This is a genomic window from Methylobacterium sp. NPDC097929 (assembly GCF_049543375.1).
GTDB lineage: Bacteria > Pseudomonadota > Alphaproteobacteria > Rhizobiales > Beijerinckiaceae > Methylobacterium.
The window spans coordinates 306,816-325,350 of sequence record NZ_JBMVEP010000003.1 but is presented as its reverse complement, the minus strand read 5'-3'; the positions used below and the strand labels follow the sequence as shown (position 1 = coordinate 325,350).

Sequence of the window (18,535 nt, the reverse complement as noted above, 5' to 3'; positions counted from 1 at the left end):
TATCGGGGCGCGACCGTGCCCCGAACGGATCCGGGGGCGCGAGGCAGGACGTTAGGGCTTTGCCCGGACGGAGCGCGCCGGATCGGACTCGACGCGGCGGCAGGCTGAGCACAGCGCCGCCCGAGCGGTAGGACAGGCAGCAATGGCACGCCAGGACGCGAACGAAGCCCTTCTTCAGACCTCCTTCCTCTACGGCGCCAACGCCGCCTGGATCGAGGAACTGCAGGCGGCCTATGCCCGCGACCCGAACTCGGTCGATCCCGAGTGGCAGCAATTCTTCAAGGAGCTGGGCGAGGACGTCGCCCTGGTGAAGAAGAACGCCGAGGGCGCCTCCTGGGCCAAGCCCAACTGGCCGGTGGCGGCCAACGGCGAGATCGTCTCCGCGCTCGACGGTAATTGGGGCGCGTTGGAAAGGGCGCTCGGCGAGAAGATCCAGGCCAAGTCCCAGCCCGGCAAGCCCGGTGATTCCGCCAAGGGCGCGGCGATCGTCGCGGCCACGGGCGTCTCGGTCGAGCAGGCCACCAAGGATTCCGTGCGCGCGATCATGCTGATCCGCGCCTACCGCATGCGCGGCCACCTCCACGCCAAGCTCGACCCGATCGGGCTGGCCCCGCGCGGCGACCACGAGGAGCTGCACCCGCAGCATTACGGCTTCCAGGAGAGCGACTGGGACCGCAAGATCTTCCTCGACAACGTGCTCGGCATGGAGTTCTCGACGATCCGCGAGATCGTCGCCATCCTGGAGCGCACCTACTGCCAGACGCTCGGCGTCGAGTTCATGCACATCTCCGACCCGGAGGAGAAGGCGTGGATTCAGGAGCGCATCGAGGGCAAGGACAAGGAGATCTCGTTCACGCCGGAAGGGCGCCGGGCGATCCTGAACAAGCTGATCGAGGCGGAGGGCTTCGAGAAGTTCCTCGACCTCAAATACACCGGCACCAAGCGCTTCGGCCTCGACGGCGGCGAGGCGATGGTCCCGGCGCTCGAACAGATCATCAAGCGCGGCGGCGCGCTCGGCGTCGAGGAGATCGTGCTCGGCATGGCCCATCGCGGCCGGCTGAACGTGCTCACCAACGTGATGGCCAAGCCCTTCCGGGCGGTGTTCCACGAGTTCAAGGGCGGTTCGACTTCCCCGGCCGAGGTCGAGGGCTCGGGCGACGTGAAGTACCATCTCGGCGCGTCCTCCGACCGCGCCTTCGACGACAACACCGTCCACCTCTCGCTGACCGCCAACCCGTCCCACCTCGAGATCGTCGATCCCGTGGTGCTCGGAAAGGTGCGGGCCAAGCAGGACCAGAAGGCCAAGCCCAACGTCGAGCGCCGCCGGGTGCTGCCGCTGCTCATCCACGGCGACGCGGCCTTCGCCGGCCAGGGCGTGGTGGCCGAGTGCCTCGGCCTGTCAGGCCTGAAGGGCCACCGCACCGGCGGCTCGATCCACTTCATCATCAACAACCAGATCGGCTTCACCACCGATCCGCGCTTCTCGCGGTCTTCGCCCTACCCGTCCGATGTCGCCAAGATGGTGGAAGCCCCGATCTTCCACTGCAACGGCGACGACCCGGAGGCGGTCACCTTCGCTGCCAAGGTCGCGGTCGAGTACCGGCAGAAGTTCGGCAAGCCGGTCGTCATCGACATGCTCTGCTACCGCCGCTTCGGCCACAACGAGGGCGACGAGCCGGCCTTCACCCAGCCGAAGATGTACCAGCGCATCCGCAAGCACCCGACCGCGCTGGAGACCTACGGCAAGAAGCTCGTCGCGCAGGGCGACGTGACCCAGGAGCAGCTCGACGCGCGCAAGGCCGAGTTCCGCTCGATGCTGGAGAGCGAGCTCGACGTGGCCGGCGGCTACAAGGCCAACAAGGCCGACTGGCTGGACGGGCGCTGGTCCGGCTTCAAGGCCGTGCGCGAGGACGTGGACGATCCGCGCCGCGGGCGCACCGGCGTCCCCGCCGACACCCTGCGCGACCTCGCCAAGCGGATCACCACCCCCCCGCCGGGCTTCCACCTGCACCGCACGATCCAGCGCTTCTTCGACAACCGCGCCAAGGCGGTCGAGACGGGCGTCGGCATCGACTGGGCGACCGCCGAGGCCCTGGCCTTCGGCTCGCTGCTGATCGAGGGCCACCGCGTCCGCCTCTCCGGCCAGGACGTGGAGCGCGGCACCTTCTCGCAGCGCCACGCCGTGGTGATCGATCAGGAGAACGAGCAGCGCTACACGCCGCTCAACTCGGTGCGCGAGGGGCAGGCGAACCTGGAGGTCATCAACTCGATGCTCTCCGAGGAGGCGGTGCTCGGCTTCGAGTACGGCTACTCGCTGGCCGAACCCAATTCCCTGGTGCTGTGGGAGGCGCAGTTCGGCGACTTCGCCAACGGCGCGCAGGTGGTGATCGACCAGTTCATCTCGTCCGGCGAGCGCAAGTGGCTGCGCATGTCCGGCCTCGTGATGCTGCTGCCGCACGGCTACGAGGGCCAGGGACCGGAGCACTCCTCCGCCCGCCTGGAGCGCTACCTGCAGATGTGCGCCGAGGACAACATGCAGGTCGCCAACTGCTCGACGCCCTCGAACTACTTCCACATCCTGCGCCGTCAGTTGAAGCGTGACTTCCGCAAGCCGCTGATCCTGATGACGCCCAAATCGCTGCTGCGCCACAAGCGGGCGGTCTCGAAGCTGGAGGAAATCGCGGAGGGCTCGACCTTCCACCGCATCCTCTGGGACGACGTGGAGCACGACGACAGCGGCGTGAAACTCGTGCGCGACGACAAGATCCGCCGGGTCGTGCTCTGCTCCGGCAAGGTCTATTACGACCTCTTGGAGGAGCGGGAGAAGCGCGGCGTCAACGATGTCTACCTGATGCGCGTCGAGCAGCTCTATCCCTTCCCGCTCAAGGCTTTGGCCAACGAGATGACCCGCTTCCGCAACGCGGAGGTGGTGTGGTGCCAGGAGGAGCCCAAGAACATGGGCTCGTGGTCCTTCGTCGAGCCCTATCTCGAATGGGTGCTCGGCCAAGCCGGCTCCGCCTCGAAGCGGCCCCGCTACGTCGGTCGCCCGGCCTCGGCCTCGACCGCGGTCGGCCAGATGTCGAAGCACCTCGCCCAGCTCCAGGCCTTCCTCAACGAGGCGCTGGCGGCCTGAGGGCCGCCCGCCTCCCGAACGATCCACCAACCGGGCGCCGCGTTCTCCTCACGCGCCCCGAAACCTCGGTGAAGACGAAACCATGGCGACCGACATCCTCGTCCCCACGCTCGGCGAATCCGTAAGCGAGGCCACGATCGGCCGCTGGTTCAAGAAGCCCGGCGACACCGTGGCCGCCGACGAGCCCCTGGTGGAGCTCGAAACCGACAAGGTCACCCTCGAGGTGAACGCGCCGGCCGCGGGCGAACTCGGCGAGATCCTCGTCAAGGACGGCGAGACGGTGGAGCCCGGCGCGGTGCTGGGCTCGATCGTCGAGGGTGGCAAGGGCGCCGATAAGGGAGCGGGCCCGTCGGAGAGCAAGCCCGCCCCGAAGAGCGCCGAGCCCGCCGAGACCAAGACGGAGGCCCGCGCGGAGAAGGGCGAGGGCAAGCCGGCCAAGGACGAGCCGGCGAAGGAATCCTCCGCCTCCTACGGCAGCCACGGCGACGCTCCGCCGGCCGGCGGCCGTGGCGCCGACGAGAGCGGCCCGGCGGTGGCCAAGCTCGCCCGCGAATCCGGCATCGACCCGGCGAGTCTCAACGGCAGCGGCAAGGACGGTCGCGTGACCAAGGGCGACATGCTTGCCGCGATCGACAAGGGCGGCGCGAAGGCGCCGGCTCAGGAGACCAAGGCCCCGGCCCCGCCGCGCGCGCCCTCCGCACCGGACGACGCCGCGCGCGAGGAGCGCGTGCGGATGACCAAGCTGCGCCAGACCATCGCCAAGCGCTTGAAGAGCGCCCAGGACAATGCGGCGATGCTGACCACGTTCAACGACGTGGACATGGGCGCGGTGATGGCTCTGCGGAGCCAGTACAAGGACATCTTCGAGAAGAAGCACGGGACGAAGCTCGGCTTCATGGGCTTCTTCACCAAGGCGGTGATCGGCGCGCTCAAGGACGTGCCGGCGGTCAATGCCGAGATCGACGGGCAGGACCTCGTCTACAAGAACTATTACCACATCGGCATCGCCGTCGGCACCGATAAGGGCCTCGTCGTGCCGGTGGTGCGCGACGCCGACGACCTGTCGATCGCCGGCATCGAGAAGAAGATCTCGGGCTTCGGCAAGAAGGCCCGCGAGGGCAAGCTCTCCATCGACGAGATGCAGGGCGGCACCTTCACCATCACCAACGGCGGCATCTACGGCTCGCTGATGTCGACGCCGATCCTCAACGCGCCGCAATCGGGCATCCTCGGCATGCACCGCATCGAGGAGCGGCCGGTGGTGCGGAACGGCAAGATCGAGGCGCGGCCGATGATGTATCTGGCGCTGTCCTACGACCACCGCATCGTCGACGGGAAGGAGGCCGTGACCTTCCTCGTCCGCGTCAAGGAAGCCCTGGAGGATCCGGCCCGCCTCGTGCTGGATCTTTGATCGAGGCCCGCTTCAGGCCGCCCACGGCCCCGCCTCATCGGGCGCGGGACCGTGGCGCCGGCCCCCGTGAGCGCCGACCGATCGGATGATGCTGCCCCGACTTCCCGAACCGACCCGGCGCGCCGCGCTGTGGTTCGCGACCGCGGCGGTCGGCGCCGGGCTGGCGGCCTCGCTGGCCCGGCTCTTCCCGTGGCAGCACGCGGCGCGCGACGGAGGCAAGCCGATGGCCGAAGGGGCCTTCGACACCCGGGAGAGCGAGCCCAACCTGTCGGTGACCGGGCTCGCGGAAGAGGCGCTCCGCGAGCGGGGCATCACACGCATGGCGCTCGGCATCCTGCCTCTCCCGAGCGGGACGGTGATCGCCGCCGATCCCCTGGTGCAGCCCGAACGGGCGCCCTTCACCCGTCACGTCGCACCGGGAGATTATCCCATCACGCTCTACCTCGCGCAGGACCGCGTCGCGCTGGCCGAGCTGCGTTTCGCGGACGGGGCGCCGGAACGCTGGGACCTCGCCCTCGTGCCGGGGCAGGACGTCGCCACCCTGAAGGCGGGCGAGATCTTCGGCTACCCCGTCGATGCCGGCCTCGGCTGCTTCATGGACCCGGCCGCGCGCGCCGCCATGGAGCGGCGCGAGGCGCGGGAGCAGAGGCGGACACCCCGCTACAGCAACTATTTCGATAACGTGCTCGCGGATGAGTTGGAGGGTGCGAACCGGAACTGGGTCATGCACCGGCCGCTGCCCGACGCGCCGGCCCGGGTCGCGGTGTTCTCCAGCGGCTGGGGCGACGGCGTCTACGCCTCGTACTGGGGCCTCGACGCGGACGGGCGGGCACTCCGTCTCGTGACCGATTTCGGCGTGATCGAGAACGGGGACGGGCGCGATCCCCGGAAGGTCGCCTTCGCCGCCGCCCTGGCCCCGCTGGCCCCGGAGCAGCGCCGCGACAGCGCGCGGGGCTACGCGGCGTTGAAAGGAGACGATCTCGCCGCCTTTTCGGGCCTGCTGGCCGCGGGGCGGATCGCGCCCGAGACGCCGATCGAGGAGGCGGAGGGGACCTTCACCTTCGAGGCGATCCGCCTCGACAAGCCCGAGGCCCTCGAACGCCTCGTCCGGCACGGCGCGACGCCTCTGATGCCGCCCTACCTGCAGATCGGCGACGAGCGGAAGACCTATCCCGCCTACGCCCGCGAACTCGCCACACCCCGGTCGCCGCACCTGCTCGCCGTCATCGCGGCCTGGGAACGCGCGGCGCCCGCCCCACCCGCGACCGGCTCGACCGACACGCCATCACGAGGACAGACCCTTCCATGAGCTACGATCTCGTCGTCATCGGCACCGGCCCCGGTGGCTATGTCTGCGCCATCCGCGCGGCCCAGCTGGGCCTCAAGACCGCGGTGGTCGAGAAGCGGGCGACCCACGGCGGCACCTGCCTCAACGTCGGCTGCATTCCCTCGAAGGCGCTGCTGCACGCCTCGGAAGCCTTCGAGGAAGCCAACAAGCACTTCGGCGAGCTCGGCATCGATGTCGGCACGGTGAAGCTCGACCTGAAGAAGATGCAGGCGTTCAAGCAGGGCGGGGTCGACGGCAACACCAAGGGCGTCGAGTTCCTGCTCAAGAAGAACAAGGTCGATACCTATCACGGCCGCGGCCGCATCGCCGGGGCCGGCCGCGTCGAGGTGATCGCCGAGGACGGCGGCAACCAGATGCTGGAGACCAAGAACATCGTCATCGCCACCGGCTCCGACGTGACCCGGCTGCCCGGTGTCACGATCGACGAGAAGACGGTGGTCTCCTCCACCGGTGCGCTCGAACTCGATCGGGTGCCGAAGAAGCTGGTCGTGATCGGCGCGGGCGTGATCGGGCTCGAACTCGGCTCGGTCTGGCGCCGGCTCGGTGCCGAGGTGACGGTGGTCGAGTATCTCGACCGGGTGCTGCCCGGCATGGACGGCGAGGTCGGCAAGCAGTTCCAGCGCATCCTGGCCAAGCAGGGCATGGTCTTCAAGCTCTCGACCAAGGTGACCGCCGTCGAGGCAGGCAAGAAGGGCGCAACCGTCACCGTCGAGCCGGCCCAGGGCGGCGAGCCGGAGAAGCTCGAGGCCGACGTGGTGCTCGTCGCCATCGGCCGGGTGCCCTACACCGAAGGGCTCGGGCTCGAGACCGTGGGCGTGGCCACCGACGACAAGGGCCGCATCGAGACGGACTCGCACTACGCCACCAACGTCACCGGCATCTACGCCATCGGCGACGTGATCGCCGGGCCGATGCTCGCCCACAAGGCGGAGGACGAGGGCGTGGCGGTGGCCGAGATCCTGGCCGGCCAGTCGGGCCACGTGAATTACGGGGTGATCCCGAACGTGGTCTACACCTTCCCCGAGGTCGCCTCGGTCGGGAAGAGCGAGGAGGAGCTGAAGAAGGACGGGATCAGCTACAAGGCCGGCAAGTTCCCCTTCACCGCCAACGGCCGCGCCAAGGCCAACGGCACCACCGACGGCTTCGTGAAGATCCTCGCCGACGAGAAGACGGACCGGGTGCTCGGCGTGCACATCGTCGGCGCGGATGCGGGCAACCTCATCGCCGAGGTCGCGGTGGCGATGGAGTTCGCGGCCTCCGCCGAGGACATCGCCCGCACCTGCCACGCCCATCCGACGCTGACGGAAGCGGTCAAGGAAGCCGCGCTGGCCGTCGACAAGCGCGCGATCCACGTCTGAGAACTCGCAAAACGCCCTATGCCGTCCCGGCCAGAGCCGGGACGGCCCATCCTCGATGCGTGCCGCAAAGCCAGTCGCGCGTGGGTCGGCACGTCCTCGAACAAGGCCGAAAGTAGAGCGACAGCATCGAATCGTGGTCGCGACCGATGACCTCGTGAAGTTTTATTGTATGATTTCATACAAAGAGATTTTTCCGCGAAGACACGCATAATTGATGGTGCATCTCGCGCCGTCGATCTGAATGCGACTTTCTGTCGTTCGAGGATCATCGCTCGCTCGACTTTCCTTGGAACGCGTCTTGGTGCGAATGTATTGAGATGCGTGATCCGACCCCGTGGGTCACATCCACGGGAATTCCGTCCGCATGCCGAGTTCGCCCGAGAAGCCCCAGGCTCCCGGCCCCAACACCCCCGTGACGGGCAGCGGCCCCGCCGGCGTCGTCGATCAGCACCACGACATCTTCTTCGCGGCCGTCGAACGCACGCGCATGCCGATGATCGTCACGGATCCGCGCCAGCCGGACAACCCGATCATCTTCGCCAACCGCGCCTTCATCCGCATGACCGGCTACACGGTCGAGGAGTTGATCGGAAACAACTGCCGCTTCCTCCAGGGACCGAGCACCGACCGCGAGACCGTTGCGGAGGTGCGCGACGCCGTGCTGGAGCACCGCGAGTTCGCCACCGAGATCCTGAACTACCGCAAGGACGGCTCCTCGTTCTGGAACGCGCTGTTCGTCAGCCCGGTCTTCGACCGCTCGGGTGACCTCGTCTACTTCTTCGGCTCGCAGCTCGACGTTTCGCGCCGGCGCGACGCCGAGGAATCGCTCTACCAGTCCCAGAAGATGGAGAGCCTGGGCCAGCTCACCGGCGGCATCGCCCACGACTTCAACAACCTGCTCCAAGTCGTCTCCGGCCACAACGAGGTGATCCTGGCGCTGCTCGATCATCCGACGATCGACATCGCGCGGATGCGCCGGGCTTCCGAGGCGGTGCGGGCGGCGACCGACCGGGCCGCCAAGCTCACGCATCAGCTTCTCGCCTTCTCGCGCAAGCAGCGGCTGGAGGGGCGCCTGCTCAATCTCAACGGCCTCGTCGAGGGCATGACCGAGATGACGGGCCGGACGCTCGGGGACGACATCGAGTTGAAGGCCGTGCTCGCGCCGGAACTCTGGACGACGCGCATCGACCCGACTCAGGCCGAGGTCGCCCTGCTCAACGTCCTCATCAACGCCCGCGACGCGATGCCCGGGGGCGGCACGGTGACGATGCGGACGGAGAACCTGCTGATCGAGGACGAGGACACCGCCCTCACCAAGACCGTGCCGCCCGGCGCCTACGTGGTTGTCTCGGTGACCGATACCGGGACGGGCATGCCGTCCGAGATCCTGACGCGCGTCATGGAGCCGTTCTTCACCACCAAGGGGGAGGGCAAGGGCACCGGGCTCGGGCTCGCCATGGTCTACGGCTTCGTCAAGCAGTCGGGCGGGTCGGTGAAGATCTATTCCGAGGTCGGCCACGGCACCACGGTGCGGCTCCTCTTCCCGGCCTCCGACCACAAGATCGAGGACGAGGCCAAGCCCGTGCAGCGCGCCGTCGACCGGCACGGCACCGAGACGGTGCTGATCGTGGACGACCGGCCGGACGTGGCGGCGACGGCGGGCACCATCCTGGAGGATTTCGGCTACAAGGTCGTCGTCGTCGACAGTCCCCGGGTCGCCATTGAGATCCTCGACGGCGAGGCGCGCATCGACCTTCTGTTCACCGATCTCATCATGCCCGGCGGCATGAACGGTGTGATGCTGGCCCGCGCCGCCCGGGAGCGACAGCCCAAGATCAAGGTGCTGCTCACCACCGGCTACGCCGAGGCCTCGCTGGAGCGCACCGATGCGGGCGGCACCGAGTTCGAGATCATCAACAAGCCCTACAAGCGCATGGAGCTGGCCCGGAGGGTGCGGCGGGTCATCGACGGACCGACAGGCGTCGGGTAGCGCCTGCCGCAGGCCGGGAGCCGTCCACACGGTTCGCCGGCGCTCGCAACGATCGATGAGCCTTTCGGCCGATCGATGAAACGAAAAAGCCCCCCGGGAGCGCATCCCGGGAGGCTTTCTGGGTCAGCAGGCTATCGGCGTTACTGCGCCGACTTCTGGGCCGGCTGCGGGTAGGCCGGGTTCTCGGTCGGCACGTTGCCGCTGTTCGAGGACGGCGCCTTGTTCACCGAGCCGGTGGTCATCTCGCGAGCCGATTCCTGGCTCTTGCCGGCATGGTCGGCCGGCGACTCGGCCCGGTTCCAGCTCAGGAGTCCGACCGTGGCGACGGCGAGCAGGACGAGGCTCGCCACCAGCACGTAGAGGACCGGCTTGCCCTTCGCGCCCTGGCGGGCATCGGTTTGGTTCTCGATCTGAGCCATGAAGTTCCCTCTCTGCCGCCCACTGGAAGGGGCGGCGTCGGCAGCATCGGATATGCTTGGCCAACGCCGGTCAGGCTTCGAGAGTTCCTGCGCGAAGCTGCGCCGTCAGCGCCCGGTCACCAGCAGGATCTTGCCCGTATGACTGCTGGTCTCCATGAGTTCGTGGGCCTTGCGGGCCTCCTCCAGGGGGAAGGTCGCGTGCACGACGGGGCGGATCTTGCCCGCCTCGACCAGCGGCCACACCTCCCGGCGCAGGCCCTCGGCGATGGCCGCCTTGCTCTCCTTCGGCTGAGCCCGGAGCGTCGCGCCGGTGATCGTGAGGCGCTTGAGCATGATCGGGGTCAGCGTGAGGCTCTCCGCCTTGTAGCCCTGCATGAAGGCGATCTGGACGAGGCGCCCCTCCACCGCGAGCGAGGCGATGTTCTTCTGGAGATAGGCCGCGCCCACCATGTCGAGGATCACGTCCACGCCCCGGCCGTCCGTGAGACGCTTCACCTCCTCGGCGAAATCGGCCTCGCGGTAGTTGATGGCGGCGTCCGCCCCCAACTCCTCGCAGAAGCGGCACTTCTCGGCCGAGCCGGCGGTGGTGAGGACGCGGGCGCCGTGCTGCTTGGCGATCTGGATCGCGGTGGTGCCGATCCCGCTCGAGCCGCCATGGACGAGGAAGGTCTCGCCCTTCTGCAGACGCCCGCGCTGAATCACCGTGGAATAGACGGTGAAGACGGTCTCGGGCAGCCCGGCCGCTTCCACGAGCGAGAGCGGTTCGGGCTTCCGCAGCACCTGCCCCGTCTCGGCCAGAGCGAACTCCGCGTAGCCGCCGCTGATGACCAGCGCGCAGACCTCGTCGCCCACGGCCCAATCCGTGACGCCCTCGCCCAGGGCGGCGATGCGCCCGGCGATCTCCAGTCCCGGGATCTCGGTCGCGCCCTTGGGCGGCGGGTAGCTGCCCTGCCGCTGCATGATGTCGGGCCGGTTGACGCCCGCCGCGACCACCTCGACCAGAACCTGCCCGGCCGCGGGCTTGGGCAGCGTGACGGTCTCGACCGCGATCACCTCCGGCCCTCCCGCGCCCTGGAAGCGGATCTGGCGCATGGTCTCGGGCAGGTCTTGGGGCATGGAGGCTCCTCAGGGGCGCGGGTTCGGCGGACGATGGCCGATCACATGGCGCAGAGGACGGGACGCGTCGAGCCATGTATGTTTCACGCTCGGAAGGTGACACATGACGAAGCTGCTCGAACAAGCTGTCGAGGCCGTGCGCCGGCTTCCCGCGACGGATCAGGATACGATCGCCGAAGCCATACTGGGTCTCGCCAAAATCGGAGTCTCGGACGATATCGATCCCGACCACATCGAGGACGTGATGGCCGGGCTCGCCGAAATCGATCGCGGTGAGCTGGCTTCTCCCGAAGAGGTCGAAGCGGCCTTCCGCAGCTTCGAGCGCTGAGGCTAGAAGTCTCTCAGCGCGCTACACGGCGGCTGCGCGAGATCGCCGACTATATTCATCGAGAGAATCCGCCAGCCGCGTCCCACGTGCAGCGGGCGATTCGAGATGCCTTCTCGCTCCTGGCGACGTATCCGGATGCCGGCCGGCTCGTGCGTCCGAACCTGCGCCGTTTCGTCGTTCCGCGTCTTCCGTACCTGATCTATTACACCGTCAGCCAAGCGGCCGATGCCGTCATCATCGTCACGATCCGCCATGGTGCCCAGCGCCAGCGGAACTGAGCCGGTCGAGCATCGTCCAAATGCCGGCGCCCCTTTCGGGACGATGCCACCAAAAGAATCAGCGCGTGCCGTACATCCGGTCGCCCGCGTCGCCGAGGCCCGGCACGATGTAGCCGTGGTCGTTGAGGTGGCTGTCGATCGCTGCGGTTCAGACCGGCACGTCGGGATGGGCCGCCTGGAAGCGGGCGATGCCCTCGGGCGCGGCGAGCAGGCAGACGAAGCGGAGATCCCGCGCGCCCCGGCTCTTGAGACGCTCCACCGCCGCGACCGCCGAGTTGGCGGTGGCGAGCATGGGATCGAGCACTAGGACCGTGCGGTCGGCCAGATCCGACGGGCTCTTGAAATAGTACTCCACCGCCTGAAGCGTGTCGGGATCGCGGTAGAGCCCGACATGGGCGACGCGGGCCGAGGGCATCAGCGAGAGCATGCCGTCGAGGAAGCCGACGCCGGCGCGCAGGATCGGGGCGAGCACGAGCTTCTTGCCGGCGATCCGGCGCCCTTCCATGGGCTGGATCGGCGTCTGGATGGTGACCGGCTCGAGCGGTAGGTCGCGGGTCACCTCGTAGGCGAGCAGCATGCCGATCTCGTTCAGGAGTTCGCGGAACCCCTTCGTCGAGCGCTCGCCGTCGCGCATCATCGTCAGCTTGTGCTGGACGAGCGGGTGATCGACCACCGTCACCCGCGCCGCCCCGCCGCTTCCCGCCTGCATCGATATCGTCCCTCTCCCCGCCCGCTCGGGCCCGCACCCTCACGATGCCACGGGGGGCGCAGGAAGCCGAGATGCCGGCGACGTTTTCCCGGGGCGCGGGCGGTCTCAGGACAGGATGGGCGGCGATTTCAGCACCAGCACCGCCCGCTCGGGCAGGTCGACCGTGCCGGCGGGGGGAACCATCGGGCGCGTTCCCTCGGGCACGGTGCCGCGGTCGAGGGTCGTGTCGAAGACCGGGCGCCAGGGGCCGCCGAGTTCGGCCGGCAGGGCGAAGGGGCATGCCTCCGGCGCCGCGTTCATCAGGATGAGGACGCGCTCCGATCCCTCGATGTCGTTGCTCATCTGCATGCCGAAGGCTTGGCGTTCGCCGTCGGCCCAGGCGGCCCCGTCCATCTCGGTGCCGTCGGGAGAGAGCCAGTGCACGTCCTTCAGCTCGGTCTCGCCGACGCGGCTGCCGATCAGGAAGTGGCGGCGGCGCAGGGAGCGGCAGGCCCGGCGCAGGGCCGCGAGATTGGCGACGAACGCGGTCAGGGTCGGATCGGGGTCGTTCTCCCAATCCATCCAGCTCAGGGCGTTGTCCTGGCAGTAGGCGTTGTTGTTGCCGCTCTGTGAGCGCGAGCGCTCGTCGCCCATCAGCAGCATCGGCACGCCCTGCGCGAAGAACAGGCAGGCCAGCATGTTGCGCTTCTGGCGGGCGCGTAAGGCCAGGATGCGGGAATCGTCGGTCGGCCCCTCGACGCCGTAATTGGCCGAGAGGTTGTGGCCGTGGCCGTCGCGGTTCTCCTCGCCGTTGGCCTCGTTGTGCTTCTCCGCGTAGGCGACGACGTCGGCCAGCGTGAAGCCGTCGTGCGAAGCCACGAAGTTGATGCTGGCCAGCGGCGAGCGGCCCGACGGCAGGAAGATCTCGCGGGAGCCCGAGAGGCCCTGTGTGAGCTTGGCCAGCGTGCCGGAATCGCCCCGCCAGAATCCGCGCAGGTGATCGCGGAACTGATCGTTCCACTCGCTCCAGCCGTAGGGATAGCCGCCGAGCCGGTAGCCGCCCATGCCGATGTCCCAGGGCTCGGCGATGAGCTTGACGCGCGACAGGACGGGATCCTGCTGCACCGCCTGGAAGAAGGCGGCCTCGGGCGAGAAATCGAGCGGTGCCCGGCCCAGGCTGGTGGCGAGATCGAAGCGGAAGCCCGCTACGCCGTAGACGGTCACCCAGTGGCGCAGGGAGTCGAGCACCATGCGCATCACCCGCGGATGGGCGACGTTCAGGGTGTTGCCGCAGCCGGTGCAATCGACGTTCCGGCGGGGATTGTCGGGGTCGAGCTTGTAGTAGCTCGCATTGTCGATGCCGCGGAAGGAGAGCGTCGGACCGAGATGGTCGCCCTCCGCCGTGTGGTTGTAGACCACGTCGACCAGGGTTTCGATGCCGGCCGCCGCGAGTTCGCGGATGGCGAAGCGCAGGCCGCTGGCATCGCCCTCGCCGAGATAGCGCGGCTCGGGCGCGAAGTAGTTGTAGGGCTGGTAGCCCCAGAAATTGACGAGCCCCTTCTCCACGAGGAAGCGGTCGTCGGCAAACGCCTGGATCGGCAGGAGTTCGAGCGCGGTGACGCCGAGCCTCAGGAGGTGTTCGATGATGGCGGGGTGGGCCAGCCCGAGATAGGTGCCACGCTCCGCCTCCGAGAGGGCCGGATGCGTCATGGTCAGCGCCTTGACGTGGGCCTCGTAGATCACCGTCTCGTGGAGTGGGCGCGGCGTTGGCAGGGCCACCGGATCGGGCGTGTCGGGGCGCGTGACCACACCGCGGGGCAGGAAGGGTGCGCTGTCGCGCCGGTCCATCTGGTCCTCTCGCACGCCGCCGCGGCGATGGCTGTAGAGGGCGTCGTGCCAGCGGATGCGCCCGGCGATCTCGCGGGCATAGGGGTCGAGGACGAGCTTGGCCGGGTTGAAGCGGTGCCCCGCCGCCGGGTCCCAGGGGCCGAACACCCGGTAGGCGTATTGCTGACCCGGCAGCAGGCCGTGGAGATAACCGTGGAAGACGTCGTCGGTCCGGCAGGGCAGGCGGATCGTGCGCGATTCGTGCCGGGCGCCGGGATCGAACAGGCAGAGATCGACCCGGGTCGCGTGCTGCGAGAAGAGGGCGAAGTTGACGCCGCGGCCGTCGAAATGTGCGCCGAGCGGCGTCGGCGATCCCTCCTCGATGACGATCATTCCGGTCTTTCGTGAAGCGGGGGCCTGAAAACGAGGCCACGCTTCGACTTAGGCCGATTCGTCGCCGAGGCGAAGCGCGTCCCTACTCCGCCGCCGCCGCCGCGGTCGGCGGTTCGCGCTCGACGGTGCGGAAGTTCTCCAGCTCCGTCATGAAGGCGCGCGCCCACCAATCCACGTCCTCGCGCAGCATGCGGTCGGCCATCGGCTTCCAGCGCTCCAGGCGCTCACCGCGAGGCATGTAGAGCGCCTGCCGGATCGCCTCGGCGACCTCGAAGCGGTCGTAGGGATTCACGAGCAAGGCCTCGGGCAGCTGCCGGGCCGCACCCGCGAATTTCGAGAGCACGAGGACGCCGGGATCCTCCGCGCTCTGCGCGACGACGTATTCCTTGGCGACGAGGTTCATGCCGTCGCGCATGGGCGTGACGAGGCCGACCCGGGCGGCGCGGTAGAGGCCGGCGAGCACGGGGCGCGGATAGGCCTTGGTGACGTACTGGATCGGCGTCCAGGCCGGCTCGCCGAGCATGCCGTTGATGTCGCCGACCTTCTCGTTCACCTCGCGGGAGAGCTGCTCGTATTCGGGCACCTCGCTGCGGGATTTCGGCGTGATCTGGATGTAGACCACGTTGCCGCGCTGATCGGGGTTGGAGGCGAAGAAGCGGTCCACCGCCTCCATGCGCTCGGGCACGCCCTTCGAGTAGTCGAGCCGGTCGACGCCGATCAGCAGCTTGCGGGTGCGCAGGCCCGCCATGGTCTCGCGCACCACCTTGTTGGCGCCGGCCTTGTCGGCGGCGTCCTTGAAGCTCGCCACGTCGATGCCGATGGGGAAGGAGCGGATGCGGGTGCGCCGCCCGTCCACCATCATCGAGCCGCCGCCGAGCGGGATCGCGCGCATCGTGTCGATGAAGTTGCGCGAGAGGTTCTGCACGTCCGAATCGGTCTGGAGGCCGATCAGGTCGTAATCGGCCAGGGCGCGCAGCAGCTCGTCGCTGGCGGGCAGGGTGTTGAACACGTCCGCCGCCGGCCACGGGATGTGGTGGAAGTAGCCGATCGGGTTGGCGATGCCCTGGCCGCGCAGCTCGCTCGCCAGCGGCAGCAGGTGGTAGTCGTGCACCCAGATCAGATCATCGGGCTCGACCAGCTTGGCGAGCGCCTGGGCGAAGGTCTGGTTGACGCGCTGGTAGCCGGCATAGTCGGAGCGGGAGAAGGTCCCGAGTCCGATCCGGTAGTGCATGATCGGCCAGAGCGCCCGGTTGGCGAAGCCCGCGTAGTACTCGCGGTGATCCTGGGGCGAGAGGTCGAGCACGGCGTACTGGATCGGCCCGCGCTGGATCAGCTCGGGCTCGGTGCTCGGGTTGTCGCAGATGTTGCCGCTCCAGCCGAACCAGAGGCCCTCGTACGACGAGAACGCCTCCTTGACCGCGACGGCCAGTCCGCCCGCGGAGACCGCGTCCTTGCCCTCTGCGGGCACGGCGACACGGTTGGAGACAATGATCAGACGTGCCACGAACCCGGCTCCGGTCCTTGATGGGGCGGGCGCGCGACGCACGCCTGCCGAACGGTCTTGCGTCTGTGGGAAAACGCGCGGAAGCCGAGCGCGATCCGTCGAAAGACAGCCAAGCGCATCCCCCCGTGCCGGTCAAGCGGACGATCCGACGGCGTGTCCGCTGTCCGACCCGGCATCCGCCCGACCGATCTCCGCATCCTCCCCTGTCCTTTGCAGTGCAGCAGAGTGCCGGCCACCATGCAAGGGATAAGCTGAACAGGCGCTGACATCCCGCGCAGAGCCGGAGCGCGACCGTCGGGGGAAATCATCGGGGGGAAATCATCGGAACGAGATCATGGGGATGAACGGCGCCTCCTCGCTTTATCCCGCTTCGGGACGGCCCGCGTCGCCCCCGCGATGCCCGGCGCAACGCGCTGGCCTTTGCAAAGCGGAACCTCGCGAGGCGGCCAATGGTTCTCCGGCCGAGTTCACGAGGATCGCGGCGCCCTCGCGCCCATCGTCCTCTTCTCCCGTCTCTCGCGACCACGTCCGGAGTTCAGTCCATGACAGCTTCCGCGTCCCCAGATCCCATCGGCGGTGCCGCCTCCGGCGCCGGTTCGCCCGAGGCCAAGGCGGATCTGCAGGACCTGCGCCACGACGTCGAGGAGACGGCGAGCGTCGCGGCCGAGCGCGGCAAGGGTTTCGCGGCGGCCGCGCGCCAGCACGCCCTCTCTTACGTCGACGACCGCAAGGGCGAGGCCGCCCGCTCCGTCTCGGATCTCGCCAAGTCCCTGCGCGATTCCGGCAAGACCTTCGACGACCGCCCCAACATCCGCGCTTTCTTCGACAGCGCGGCGGAAGGGCTCGACGACTTCGCCGGCTCGATCGAGCGGCGCAGCCTCGACGACATCTACCACGAGGCCGAGGCCTTCGCTCGCCGCTCGCCGGTGACGGTGGCGGTGGCGACCTTCGCCGCGGGCTTCCTGCTGTCGCGCTTCGTCAAGGCTTCCGGCACGGCCGATACGGACCGGTTCGACGACGGCTACCGGGGCTGAGGGGACGCACGATGACGAGCCCTCCTCCTCCCCCGCCTCCCTCCTCCTCCATCCAGGGGCTCGTTGCGGACGCCCTGCGCGAGGCGAGCGAACTCGCCAGCAAGGAGATCGCGCTCTTCCGCACGGAGATGACGAACAACGTCCGCTCGCTGTTCGTCGGCCTCGCGATGATGGTGCTCGCCGCGGTGTTCGCGGTCACGGCGATGCTGGTGCTGATCGGTGCGCTGGTGAAGTACGTCGCGACGCTCGTGGGCTCCGAATGGCTGGCGGCCCTGATCGTCGGCGGCGGCATGCTGCTCGTGGCGATCGTGCTCGGCGTCATCGGCGCCCGGGCGATGTCGCTGTCCAACCTCGCCCCGACCCGGACCACGCGGCAGGTCCGGCAGGATGCCCGCGCGCTGACGGAAAGGGTTTCGGGATGAGCGAATCGATCTCGGACCTCGAGAAGGACATCGAGCAGAGCCGTGCCCGGCTCGACGAGACCATCGACCGGATTCAGGGTCGGCTGAACGCGTCGAGCCTCGTCGACGAGATGCTCGGCTCGGCCCGGCGCACGCCCTATAGCGGCGTCTACGACGACGCCCTGGAGGCGGTGCGGCGCAACCCCGTTCCGGTGCTGCTGATCGCGGCGGGCGTCGGCCTGTTGCTCAACGGCATGCGGACGGCCCGGCGCCCGGCCGCCCGCCCCGCCACGCGCGCCGTCGTGCCCGTGGAGGTCAAGCCCGTCACCGTGACGGGGGCCGACCGCACCTACGACCCCGACGCCCCCGGCGGACGCCCTGCCCACGACCTGCCGCCCGAGCGTCAGGTCTGACCATCCCAGGAGCCGCGCGCGAATCCCCGCGCCGACGGCCTGCCAAGAGACGGAGCCCATCATGAGCCAAGGACCCACCCATCAAGGCCCGACCACGCCGCCGGTCGGCGCGCCCGTCGAGACCCTGCCCGAGAACATCGCCGGCCGCTCCGGCATGCCCCGCGAGGCCGGCGTCGATCACAGCCTGCACGACATCGCCGACCGAGCGACCACGCAGGGCCGCGAGGCCAATGCCCGTCTCCAGGCCGGCCTGCAGGACACCACCGAGCAGGTCTCCGAGACGGGGCGCGACCTGCGCGATCAGGCCGCGAACAAGGCTTCCGAACTGAAGGATCGGGTCAGTGGCGCCGCGGAGTCCGCCCGTGCCCAGGCCGGCGACACCGTTCGCGCCGCGCGCGACCGGGCGGGCGAGGCCTACGAGGATGCCCGGTCCTGGGCCGAGGACCGCTACGAGACGCAGCGCCGCCGCGCCGCCGACCTCGCCGACCGCGGCACCCGCCGCCTGCACGAGGGGCGCACCGCCACGGAGCAATTCGTCTCGGAGAACCCGCTCCTTGTCGGCGTGGTTGGCCTCGCCGCGGGCCTGCTGCTCGGCGCGCTGCTGCCGCGCACCCGCCAGGAGGATCAGGCGCTCGGCCCCTATGCCGACGACCTGCGCGACCAGGGCATCCGCTACGCCCGCGACCTGACCCATCGCGGCCGCGCCTTCGTCGAGACGGCCCTCGATCCCGAAAACCTCGACGCGGCGGTCAAGCGCGCCGGCGCGCCGCAGGGCGGACCGCAGGCCAACCCGGCTTCCGGCCAGACCGCGGGCTACGACGCGACCGAGCGGACGGCGCATCGGCTTTGAGACGAAGCATTGCCGGGAGCGTCAAAGCTCCCGGCTTCTCCGCC

At 68.9% G+C, this 18,535-nt stretch carries 15 protein-coding genes and 1 pseudogene; 11 read left to right on the top strand and 5 right to left on the bottom strand.

What is annotated here, in order from left to right; translation table 11 throughout:
- The first annotated feature begins 142 nt into the window (after positions 1 to 142).
- The 5 genes from ACPCJR_RS11655 to ACPCJR_RS11635 all read left to right on the top strand — a co-directional run bounded on the left by ACPCJR_RS11655 (position 143) and on the right by ACPCJR_RS11635 (position 9,240).
- The gene (locus ACPCJR_RS11655; RefSeq protein ID WP_391512153.1) at positions 143 to 3,133 is read left to right on the top strand and encodes a 2-oxoglutarate dehydrogenase E1 component; all 2,991 of its coding nucleotides are present in this window, start codon (positions 143 to 145) and stop codon (positions 3,131 to 3,133) included.
- Between the two features lie 82 nt (positions 3,134 to 3,215).
- Positions 3,216 to 4,544, top strand: a complete 1,329-nt coding sequence (gene odhB, locus ACPCJR_RS11650; protein WP_391512154.1) for a 2-oxoglutarate dehydrogenase complex dihydrolipoyllysine-residue succinyltransferase — start codon at positions 3,216 to 3,218, stop codon at positions 4,542 to 4,544.
- An 85-nt stretch (positions 4,545 to 4,629) separates the two neighbouring features.
- Complete coding sequence (locus ACPCJR_RS11645; protein WP_391512155.1) at positions 4,630 to 5,853, top strand: DUF4241 domain-containing protein; 1,224 nt, start codon at positions 4,630 to 4,632, stop codon at positions 5,851 to 5,853.
- Positions 5,850 to 7,250 carry a dihydrolipoyl dehydrogenase gene (gene lpdA, locus ACPCJR_RS11640; protein ID WP_391512156.1) on the top strand — a complete coding sequence of 467 codons (1,401 nt, stop codon included), beginning with the start codon at positions 5,850 to 5,852 and terminating at the stop codon, positions 7,248 to 7,250. The genes ACPCJR_RS11645 and lpdA overlap by 4 nt, the downstream gene beginning before the upstream one ends.
- Before the next feature lie 364 nt (positions 7,251 to 7,614).
- On the top strand, positions 7,615 to 9,240 hold the full coding sequence (locus tag ACPCJR_RS11635) for a hybrid sensor histidine kinase/response regulator (RefSeq protein WP_391512157.1): 1,626 nt from the start codon (positions 7,615 to 7,617) through the stop codon (positions 9,238 to 9,240).
- A gap of 140 nt (positions 9,241 to 9,380) precedes the next feature.
- Here ACPCJR_RS11635 and ACPCJR_RS11630 read toward each other — a convergent pair whose 3' ends face one another.
- Complete coding sequence (locus ACPCJR_RS11630; RefSeq protein ID WP_391512158.1) at positions 9,381 to 9,659, bottom strand: hypothetical protein; 279 nt, start codon at positions 9,657 to 9,659, stop codon at positions 9,381 to 9,383.
- 105 nt (positions 9,660 to 9,764) lie between these two features.
- Entirely contained in the window at positions 9,765 to 10,775 is a 1,011-nt protein-coding gene (locus ACPCJR_RS11625) for an NAD(P)H-quinone oxidoreductase (protein ID WP_391512159.1), read from the bottom strand.
- A gap of 103 nt (positions 10,776 to 10,878) precedes the next feature.
- On the opposite strand from ACPCJR_RS11625, the gene ACPCJR_RS11620 reads away from it, so the two are divergent.
- Both ACPCJR_RS11620 and ACPCJR_RS11615 read left to right on the top strand, forming a co-directional pair.
- Positions 10,879 to 11,103, top strand: coding sequence for a hypothetical protein (locus ACPCJR_RS11620; protein ID WP_391512160.1), 225 nt, complete (start codon positions 10,879 to 10,881; stop codon positions 11,101 to 11,103).
- Positions 11,100 to 11,381: a type II toxin-antitoxin system RelE/ParE family toxin gene (locus ACPCJR_RS11615; RefSeq protein ID WP_391512372.1), complete on the top strand. Its 282-nt coding sequence runs from the start codon at positions 11,100 to 11,102 to the stop codon at positions 11,379 to 11,381. Before ACPCJR_RS11620 ends, ACPCJR_RS11615 begins: the two co-directional genes overlap by 4 nt.
- Before the next feature lie 58 nt (positions 11,382 to 11,439).
- Here the strand turns inward: ACPCJR_RS11615 and upp are convergent.
- From upp to ACPCJR_RS11600, 3 genes and pseudogenes are all read right to left on the bottom strand, one after another.
- Positions 11,440 to 12,090 (bottom strand): annotated as a pseudogene (gene upp / locus ACPCJR_RS11610) (uracil phosphoribosyltransferase).
- 105 nt (positions 12,091 to 12,195) lie between these two features.
- The gene (glgX, locus tag ACPCJR_RS11605) at positions 12,196 to 14,289 is read right to left on the bottom strand and encodes a glycogen debranching protein GlgX (RefSeq protein ID WP_391512161.1); all 2,094 of its coding nucleotides are present in this window, start codon (positions 14,287 to 14,289) and stop codon (positions 12,196 to 12,198) included.
- Positions 14,290 to 14,371: 82 nt separating this feature from the next.
- Positions 14,372 to 15,793, bottom strand: a complete 1,422-nt coding sequence (locus tag ACPCJR_RS11600; RefSeq protein WP_110350374.1) for an alpha,alpha-trehalose-phosphate synthase (UDP-forming) — start codon at positions 15,791 to 15,793, stop codon at positions 14,372 to 14,374.
- A gap of 542 nt (positions 15,794 to 16,335) precedes the next feature.
- Between ACPCJR_RS11600 and ACPCJR_RS11595 the strand changes: the two genes are divergently transcribed.
- From ACPCJR_RS11595 to ACPCJR_RS11580, 4 genes are all read left to right on the top strand, one after another.
- Entirely contained in the window at positions 16,336 to 16,827 is a 492-nt protein-coding gene (locus ACPCJR_RS11595) for a hypothetical protein (RefSeq protein ID WP_391512162.1), read from the top strand.
- 11 nt (positions 16,828 to 16,838) lie between these two features.
- A complete protein-coding gene (locus tag ACPCJR_RS11590; RefSeq protein ID WP_110350372.1) occupies positions 16,839 to 17,249 on the top strand; it encodes a phage holin family protein in 411 nt (136 codons plus the stop codon).
- Positions 17,246 to 17,641, top strand: coding sequence for a DUF3618 domain-containing protein (locus ACPCJR_RS11585; protein WP_391512163.1), 396 nt, complete (start codon positions 17,246 to 17,248; stop codon positions 17,639 to 17,641). The genes ACPCJR_RS11590 and ACPCJR_RS11585 overlap by 4 nt, the downstream gene beginning before the upstream one ends.
- A gap of 61 nt (positions 17,642 to 17,702) precedes the next feature.
- A complete protein-coding gene (locus tag ACPCJR_RS11580; protein WP_391512164.1) occupies positions 17,703 to 18,491 on the top strand; it encodes a hypothetical protein in 789 nt (262 codons plus the stop codon).
- The last annotated feature ends 44 nt before the right edge of the window (positions 18,492 to 18,535 follow it).